This window comes from Mycobacterium sp. NGS51, from assembly GCF_059812525.1.
Map to the genome: position 1 here is coordinate 1 of NZ_JCALCV010000044.1, position 1607 is coordinate 1607.

Genomic DNA, 1607 nt, shown 5'->3' on the forward strand with positions numbered 1-1607 from the left:
TATCGCCGCGCTGATCGTGGTCATCGCCGTACTTGCCACCAAAGACAACTCCACCCCATCCGCCACACCGACAACCACCACCGAAGCTTCGACTTATTCGCCAGCTTCGGAGGCAAACGCGCAACCCGCGCCGCCGTCATTGGAGGCGCCACCTTCGACCACCGCTCCCAGTGCCGGCATACCGGGGTTGGCCCCGTTCGCGCGGGAGTGGCGTGGAGCGCGGGAGAGTGTCATCATCGACACCGCAGGCAACGGTCATTTCCATTACATGATGGACTGTCCGACCTGCACAACGATGGCGGACATGCCTTACAACACAATGGACTTCACGCTGACATCGGTCTCGGGTGACACGGCCAGTGGGACTGTCACCGCCAGCTCAGATCCACGGTTCCCGGTAGGTGCAACGGTGGCAGCCACGCTGGGCGAGCAGGACACCATTCACTGGTTCGTCGGCGACAAGAATGAGGGGCTCTTCTGCGGCTCCAATCCCCGCTGGTGCGGCGGCTGACGGATGACATGTGCAGGGATGCCGCGACGTGGCCGGGCTGCTTGTCGAATCGACTGTGAGTACCGGGGTGGTTCGCTAGCATGTGCCAACGGGGGGTGCGGTGATGGAGGCCGCAGTGGACGAGGTGGGTTTCGGGCGGTACCGGCTGATCGCGTTGATCGGCGAGGGCGGCATGGGCAAGGTGTACAAGGCCCACGACGACGTGATCGGCCGCGATGTGGCAATCAAAGTGCTGCCCACCGAACTAAGCATTGAGCCCGGTTATCGGGAGCGGTTTCGCCGCGAGGCGTACACCGCAGCCCGGCTGACAGAGCCGCACATCATCCCGATTTACGACACCGGGGAAGTCGACGGCCAGCTGTATCTGGTGATGCCCGTTATCGACGGGATCGACTTGCACGGTTTGCTGGCTCGTGACGGGCCGATGAGCCCGCAGCGGAGCGTGCAGGTGATCACGCAACTGGCTGCAGGCCTCAACGCGGCGCACGCCGTCGGGCTGGTGCACCGGGACATCAAACCGTCGAACGCGTTGGTGACCGGTGACGACTTCGTGTACCTGATCGACTTCGGGATCGCTCACGACGCGGCGGCCACCAAACTGACGAGTACCGGCATGATGGTGGGCACCTGGGCCTACATGGCTCCCGAGCGCTTCACCGCCGGCACTGCTGATGCCCGCGCCGACGTCTACGCACTGGCATGTGTGCTCTACGAATGCTTGACGGGTGCCCCACCCTTCCCCGGCGACAGCATGGAACAACAAATCGGCGGACACCTGACGCTGGAGCCGCCGAAACCCAGCTGCATCAATCCCGCCGTTCCAGCGGCCTTCGACGACGTGATCGCAGCGGGCATGGCCAAAAACCCCGATCAGCGCTATCAGAGCGCCCGCGAGTTGGCCACCGCCGCCCAGCAAGCCCTGACCACCACCACAGCAGAAACCTCGCGCTCCGCTCCGACCTTGCTGGCAGCCGCGGCCCACCCGGCACCCGCGGCGGACGCAGACCAGCCACAGCCCGCCGACTCGACCCTGGCCGCGGCCCCGCCTTCCCAGCAGCGTGGAACGTCGGCGAAAACCAGGCCGGTGATTGCTCGG

Annotated in this window: 1 protein-coding gene and 1 pseudogene; both read left to right on the forward strand. The window is 65.1% G+C overall.

Features of this window, described 5'->3' with window-relative positions; genetic code table 11:
* Positions 1-511, forward strand: a pseudogene (locus tag AC5Y5W_RS24865) (hypothetical protein); the annotation flags it as partial.
* Positions 512-614: 103 nt separating this feature from the next.
* A partial coding sequence (locus tag AC5Y5W_RS24870; protein WP_500014129.1) for a serine/threonine-protein kinase occupies positions 615-1607 on the forward strand: 993 nt, incomplete at its 3' end.